At 47.8% G+C, this 7017-nt stretch carries 6 protein-coding genes; 2 read left to right on the top strand and 4 right to left on the bottom strand.

Annotated features, from left to right (window positions below; translation table 11 throughout):
* Positions 1–297 precede the first annotated feature (297 nt).
* Complete coding sequence (locus tag O3C58_04555) at positions 298–684, bottom strand: hypothetical protein (protein MDA0691134.1); 387 nt, start codon at positions 682–684, stop codon at positions 298–300.
* Between the two features lie 380 nt (positions 685–1064).
* Between O3C58_04555 and O3C58_04550 the strand changes: the two genes are divergently transcribed.
* Positions 1065–1430, top strand: a complete 366-nt coding sequence (locus O3C58_04550; protein ID MDA0691133.1) for a PAS domain-containing protein — start codon at positions 1065–1067, stop codon at positions 1428–1430.
* Positions 1431–1457: 27 nt separating this feature from the next.
* Positions 1458–2501 carry a sigma 54-interacting transcriptional regulator gene (locus tag O3C58_04545; protein MDA0691132.1) on the top strand — a complete coding sequence of 348 codons (1044 nt, stop codon included), beginning with the start codon at positions 1458–1460 and terminating at the stop codon, positions 2499–2501.
* Here the strand turns inward: O3C58_04545 and O3C58_04540 are convergent.
* From O3C58_04540 to groL, 3 genes are all read right to left on the bottom strand, one after another.
* Positions 2491–3672 (bottom strand): DUF1343 domain-containing protein, encoded by a 1182-nt coding sequence (locus tag O3C58_04540; protein ID MDA0691131.1) that lies wholly within the window; start codon positions 3670–3672, stop codon positions 2491–2493. The genes O3C58_04545 and O3C58_04540 overlap by 11 nt on opposite strands.
* 105 nt (positions 3673–3777) lie before the next feature.
* Complete coding sequence (gene glgC / locus O3C58_04535; GenBank protein MDA0691130.1) at positions 3778–5013, bottom strand: glucose-1-phosphate adenylyltransferase; 1236 nt, start codon at positions 5011–5013, stop codon at positions 3778–3780.
* Between the two features lie 281 nt (positions 5014–5294).
* Entirely contained in the window at positions 5295–6962 is a 1668-nt protein-coding gene (gene groL / locus O3C58_04530) for a chaperonin GroEL (GenBank protein MDA0691129.1), read from the bottom strand.
* Positions 6963–7017: the final 55 nt, after the last annotated feature.

Genomic DNA, 7017 nt, shown 5'->3' with positions numbered 1-7017 from the left:
AAAAACCAATGGCATCCTCTGGATGTCAATAGCCTTCTTGCAAATATCCACTTATGCAAAGCTCTTCTTTGCAAGGAGGGGTTAGGGGAGGTTATAAAAAAACTACCTTTAAATACCCCGCCCCTTGGGGCGGGGATCATTTATTTGCCTCTCAAGCTTCCCTGTTTTTACTCAAAGCAAAAAAAACCAGCCAACCTTCGGAACCTCCCCCCAGTTATCTCCATTGGTTATTAAAGTTGGGTTATCCAGGTTAAAGGTTTCGGTTCCGAAAGCTGACTGGTCTGTTGCTACTTTGTATCACTTGCAATGGACCTTTATTTTAGACATTCCACCGGTGTTATTGATAATCCTTGCTTCATCGATGTAATTGCCTTTGGTTTCCTCCCACCCTCCTGCCAGAGGATAATCCGAGGTCAAGGTGTAACCCTTTGTGGATCGCGGTTCCAGCATGTCATGGGCGTAGTTGGATCCGTTCCCAAGAATCACATGGACTTCAGCTACTTCATTGCCCATATTTTCTACCATAAAATCCTTGTTACAATAAGTGGTGGTTCCAGGATCCAGAACTGCCTCATTATTTTGAATCTCCTCCACGAACCAAGGCTCAACATCAGCCGCAAATGCGTTGGAGCTTAAAAAGAACGTTGCAAATACCGCTAAAAATAAACAGCCATGCTTTTTCATTTTTGCCTCCTATAAGCTTTTTTGGGGGGTTTTAAATAAGGTGGGGGAACCGAATTCAGGTATGAAAACTCCGTTTCCCTTCCCTTCTTTACAAAGGTTTCGCTGTTACGCTATTGCGCTTTGTACGATACAACCTATATTGCAACCTGTATGCCATTAGCCGTTTTTAAAATATCTGCTTAATATTCAATGAGATGAACAAAACTGGTTTTTTCTGAGCTAATGAAAAAATGGCGATAATTAGCCGTTTTACAAGGGTTTTCAAAGATATAATTGATAATTAAGAGGTTAAAATTCACCAATTTTCTCCAGGGTGGCAAATTTTAGCCAGTATTCCGAAACCAAATTAATCGCCGCCCGGATTTTTTTTGAGGAATATCATGAAGTACGATTTGGAATATGTTTTAGACAGCGCCTTGGATGTAATATTCATCGTCGCCAACGATCATCGTCTGGTTCTGTTCAATCGGGCCTGCGAAAAACTCTATGGCATCGCAAGAGAAGATTTGCTGGAAAAGGCCTGTTGGAAACTTGCCGAGTTGGAAAATGAGCGAGAATCAAAAAAATCACAGATCAACAACCAGATAACTTACGGAGAACTTGCCAGTAAAAAAGAAAGAATGATCTTGCCTCATAAGAATGGAAAAGAAGTGTGGGTGGAGACTATTTATTCTCCCATTTACGACCCGGGAACGAATGAAATCGCCTATGTCATGGGGGTGATCAAGGACATCACCGAGCAATAACAGCTGGAGGAGGAAAAGGAAAAATTATTGTTTCAGTTGGGAACGTTACGAAAAGAACTGGAGAGAAAATACGATTTTTCAAATATTGTAGGGCGTTCTGCGAGATTTCTGGATGCCTTGCATTTAACTGGAGAAGTGGCCAAACAAAACACCACGGTTCTTATTCTGGGTGAAAGCGGAACCGGCAAGGAGCTTTTAGCCAAAGCCATTCACTACAACAGCCCCCGTTCCTCAAAGCCGTTTGTGGCCCTCAATTGTTCCGCATTTCCGGACACTTTGATTGAGAGTGAGCTGTTCGGTTACGAAAAAGGCGCATTCACCGGAGCGGATAAATCCAAACCGGGTAAAGTCCAATTGGCCAGCGGTGGCACTCTGTTTTTAGATGAAGTCACCGAAATGAGCGCACCCGCCCAGGCGAAAATACTGCGCGTCATTCAAGAACGCGAATATCAGCCCCTGGGTGGCATCCAGACCCTGCAAGCCGATATTCGCATTATTGCCGCAACCAATAGGGATATTGAAAAGTTGGTGAAGGAAGGAAAGTTCCGCGAAGATCTATATTACCGACTTTATGTTTATCCGGTCACGATTCCGCCTTTGCGGGAAAGGCAGGAGGACCTCCCCCTTCTGGTGGACTGGTTTTTAAAGAAAATGAACCGCGAAATGGGCAGGCAAATTCAAGGACTGAAACCCGAAGCGATGGAGGTTCTGATAAATTATCGCTGGCCGGGCAATGTCCGGGAACTGCAAAATGTGATCGAACGGTTGATGATTCTTTGCAAACGGGATGTCGTTCGGGTTGCGGACCTTCCGGGTTATTTGCGAGAAAAGAGGGATGAAGAAATAGCGGTTCCTGACTTGAATCATCCGGCATCTTTGCCAGGGCGGTTTTCTCTAGAGCAATACGTTCAGGGGTGCGAAAACCGGATTATCGTCAATGCCTTGAAGAAATCAGGGTTCAACAAATCGAAAGCCGCTGGAAACCTGGGGCTCACCCGTTCCACCTTCCGATACAAACTTTCCAAAGTTCCGAAAGAAATGTTGAGGAACGTGAGTACCGCTAATAAATGAGGAACTCCCGCCGCAGTTTTTTGAATTCCTCCAGGTCTTCATTCCAGGAGTCTTCAATGGTTCCGAGAGTTTCATCATCATTCATGATATTTTCCCGGAAAGTGGAGTTGCCATACAGGAGATCAATTGCGAGGCGGTCGCTCACAAATTCGTAGGGTTCCGTCCGCCAGGCGAATTGCTCGGGATAGAGTCTGGAAATGGCCCGGATGACGGCAATGCCGGTGAGAAAAGGTTTGAACGGGTTGCGGTCGGTGACATGGAGCTGGACCCCTCCGCACACTTCCCGGTTCCATTTTTGAAACATCGGCTTGAAATAGTGCGGCCGAAAATGGACACCCGGCAACTGTTCTTTTTTTAGTTCGTCGGCCAGTTTATGAGGGTTGATATAAGGTGCGCCGACCAGTTCAAAGGGCAGGGTGGTTCCCCGTCCTTCGGAAAGATGGGTTCCCTCGATGAGGCACATCCCAGGGTATACGGTAGCCGTATCCAGAGTGGGCATGTTCGGGGAGGGCGCTACCCAGGGAAGACCTGTGTCGTTGTACCACATGGAGCGTTCCCATCCACGCATGGGAATCACCGTTAAATCGCAGGCGATCCCGAACGTGGTGTTGAACATTTTTGCCAGTTCTCCAACCGTCATGCCGTGCCGGTTGGCAATTGGGTATTGGCCGACAAACGATCTATATTTATCATCAATCAGGTTTCCCTCAACGTCCACTCCATTGATCGGGTTGGGGCGGTCGCAAACGACCATTTGCACTCCGGTTTCACGGCAAATTTCCATGCAGTTGGCCAGGGTGTAAATGAAGGTGTAATAACGGGACCCCACGTCCTGAATATCGAACACTAGATTATCGAGGTTGGCGAGTTGTTCGGGGTGCGGGCATAAGGAATTTTCCACATCTCCATAAAGACTCAAGACATTGACGCCCGAGGCGAGGTCATGGTTGTCATTCACTTTGACCATGTCCTGATCAATTCCGTAAAGTCCGTGTTCCGGTGCAAATATCTTTTTCAGACTGAACCAACCGTGTGATTTGAAGTGGTCGATGGAGTGCCGGTGGTCTCCCGCTACGCTGGTCTGGTTGGCAATCAGCCCGACCGATTGCCCATGCAGGTAGCGCTCAGGATCAGTAAGAAGTGTGTCTAGTCCGGTAATAATTCGGTTCACAAGGTTGACCGTTTAGATTGTGGTTTGCCTGAAAAAACTTTCTTCAGGTCGAGATAAGTAGAGGGTGTATTGAATGAATAGGCGAGCCTTGGGTGAAATACAAGCTCAGGTGAATTTATAGCCCTTGGGAATGACTATAATATTAGATTCTTCATCAACAAGGAAGCGTTTTTTATCCTCTTCCTGATTGTAACCGATGTGGACGCCATCTGGAATCGTCACGTCCTTATCAATGATGGCCATGTTGATTTTGCAATTCTTGCCCACTCTGACCCGGTCCATGATCAGGGAATTAATTATCGCCGCACCGCTGTCAATGTAGACATCCCTGCCGATGACGGAGTCTTGAACAATGCCGCCACTGATAATGCTTCCCTCGGCAACGATACTGTTGACGGCCTGACCACGGCGGCCATCCTCATTGAATACAAACTTTGCCGGCGGGCCTTCATGCTTCGTGGTTCGGATCGGCCAGCGGCTATTATAAAGATTGAACATCGGCTTGACGTTTCGCAGATCCATGTTGGCTTCCCAAAAAGACTTGATGGTTCCTACATCTCGCCAGGCGCCAACTTCCTGACTGGAACTCCCTGGAATGATGTTGGTGCGAAAATCGTAGGCGAATACACGGTCTGTCGTATAAATCTTCGGCAGGATATTTTTGCCAAAATCGTGGGAAGAATTTTTATCAGCGGCGTCTTCGTAGAGAATATTCACCAGATAATCTGTATTGAAAATGTAGTTTCCCATGGAGGCATAGGCTTCCTCAGGACGTCCGGGAATGGACTGTGGCTCGGCGGGCTTTTCCTGGAATCCAATAATGCGCTGATCGGATTCTACCTGAAGGACTCCGAAGTCCCTGGCCTCCCTCATTGAGACTGGAAGCGCCGATACGGTCATATCGGCATTATTTTGGGTATGAAAATCCATCATCTGCCGAATGTCCATCCGATAGATGTGGTCTGCGCCGAATACGGCGACCAGGTCATAGCTGTGGCCTTCGATCAGGTTGATATTTTGATAAATAGCATCCGCCGTTCCCTGATACCAGCTTTCTCCCGTTCGCTTTTGAGCGGGAACGGGCAGGATAAAGTGATCGGGAATCATGGAGCTGAATCGCCATCCCTCCTGCAGGTGTTCGGTCAGGGATTGGGATTTGAACTGCGTGAGAACGTAGATGGAGTAGATTTTTGAATTGAGAAAATTACTGAGAACGAAATCGATCAGCCGGTATTTTCCGCCAAAGGGGACCGCAGGCTTCGCCCGCTCCTTGGTCAAAGGATAAAGACGGCTTCCTTCTCCACCTGCCATGATCATTACAAGAATATTTTGCAAGGTCATTCCCTAAAAAGGATTACGGGTCCGGATCAACCGGTTCTTGTTAAAAACCGCGCCGGTGGAGCAAGGGTGGATAGAGTATAACTCAAATACCGTTGCATGGGATTCGTGAGATGGCTACTTTCTCAGTAACCCATTGAATATTATCATATTAACTGCCAAGTCCTTGACCTGTCAACTTTTTAAATGAACGCTGGGCAAGGCGTCGATTGAAAATAAAAAAACCCCCGGTCCATGGGACCGAGGGTTTCTATTTCTAAAAAATGGTAATAATGGGGGACGTCTTACATCATGCCGCCCATTCCGCCCATTCCACCCATGCCGCCCATGCCGCCCATGCCGCCGCCACCATGGCCATGAGAATGAGCATCATCCTTTTCTTCCGGAAGGTCCGTGATCATGGCTTCCGTGGTCAAAAGAAGGGCAGAAATACTAGCCGCGTTCTGAAGTGCGGTGCGGGTCACTTTTGCAGGGTCGATGATTCCGGCCTTGATCATGTCCACGTACTCACCATTTTTAGCGTCATATCCCATATTGCCTTTCAGGGATTTTACTTTTTCCGCCACGACGGTTCCTTCTTCACCGGCATTAGCGGCGATTTGTCGGATAGGTTCTTCCAGGGCTCGCCGGATTATTTTGACACCTTGCATATAATCGTGTTCGCCTTTTAATTTGTCCAAAGCAGGAAGCGCTCGCAAATAAGCGACTCCGCCTCCGGGAACAATCCCTTCTTCGACAGCCGCGCGAGTGGCGTGTAATGCGTCTTCCACACGGGCTTTTTTCTCTTTCATTTCGGTTTCTGTAGCCGCTCCAACGTTGATGATAGCGACACCGCCTACCAATTTGGCCAATCGCTCCTGCAATTTTTCGCGATCGTAATCGGAAGTGGTTTCCTCGATCTGGTTGCGAATCTGCTTGACGCGGCCCTGGATGTCAGAAGCTTTGCCTTTACCGTCAACAAGCGTGGTGTTTTCCTTGTCAATAGTGACGTGCTTGACGCGTCCGAGGTCCGCAACTTCCACGTTCTCTAGTTTCACGCCGATATCTTCGGAAATGACTTTACCGCCGGTGAGAACGGCGATGTCGTTCAGCATGTCTTTTCGGCGATCTCCAAAACCCGGTGCTTTAACGGCACACACATGCAGAGTTCCGCGCAGTTTGTTGACGACCAGGGTTGCCAGCGCTTCGCCATCAACGTCTTCAGCAACGATCAATAGCGGTTTGCCGGATTTCGCGATCTTTTCCAGAAGCGGAAGCAGGTCCTTCATGCTGGAGATCTTTTTGTCGTTCAGCAGGATATAGGCATCTTCCAATATCGTTTCCATGCGTTCTGGATTGGTCACGAAATATGGAGAGAGATAGCCGCGGTCGAACTGCATGCCTTCAACAATTTCCAGGGAAGTCTCCATGCCTTTTGCTTCTTCAACGGTGATAACGCCATCTTTTCCTACTTTGTCCATGGCTTCGGAAATGATTTCGCCGATGGCCGTGTCCTGATTGGCGGAAATGGTTCCTACCTGAGCGATTTCAGTTTTGTCCTTGGTGGGTTTGGACATTTTCTGAATCTCAGGAATAATCGCCTTTACCGCATCTTCAATGCCTCTTTTAATATCCATAGGATTGGCGCCGGCGGCGACAATTTTCATTCCCTCGCGGAAAATAGCCTGTGCCAGTACGGTCGCGGTGGTCGTGCCGTCTCCAGCGTTGTCACTGGTTTTGCTGGCCACTTCGTTGACCATCTGCGCGCCCATGTTTTCAAACGGATCTTCCAGCTCGATTTCCTTGGCAACAGTCACGCCGTCCTTGGTGATGGTCGGGGAGCCGAATTTTTTGTCGATAATCACGTTGCGGCCCTTGGGTCCCAATGTAATTTTTACCGTATTGGCCAGTTTGTTAACGCCAGCCAGAATTTTCTGTCTTGCTCTTTCGTCATATATTATTTGCTTTGCCATGTATGCTGATCTCCTTAAATGTTTAGGATGTATAAAGTCGTAAAGAAGCTATTGG

This window comes from Nitrospinota bacterium (assembly GCA_027619975.1).
GTDB lineage: Bacteria > Nitrospinota > Nitrospinia > Nitrospinales > VA-1 > JADFGI01.
The sequence above is the reverse complement of the archived record's forward strand: the minus strand, read 5'-3'. Positions and strand labels throughout refer to the sequence as shown.

What these genes read in the sequence shown, in the direction of transcription:
- glgC (MDA0691130.1), bottom strand. Translation starts at nt 5,013, where the DNA reads ATGACCTTGCAAAATATTCTTGTAATGATCATGGCAGGTGGAGAAGGA.
- O3C58_04550 (MDA0691133.1), top strand. Translation starts at nt 1,065, where the DNA reads ATGAAGTACGATTTGGAATATGTTTTAGACAGCGCCTTGGATGTAATA.
- O3C58_04555 (MDA0691134.1), bottom strand. Translation starts at nt 684, where the DNA reads ATGAAAAAGCATGGCTGTTTATTTTTAGCGGTATTTGCAACGTTCTTT.
- groL (MDA0691129.1), bottom strand. Translation starts at nt 6,962, where the DNA reads ATGGCAAAGCAAATAATATATGACGAAAGAGCAAGACAGAAAATTCTG.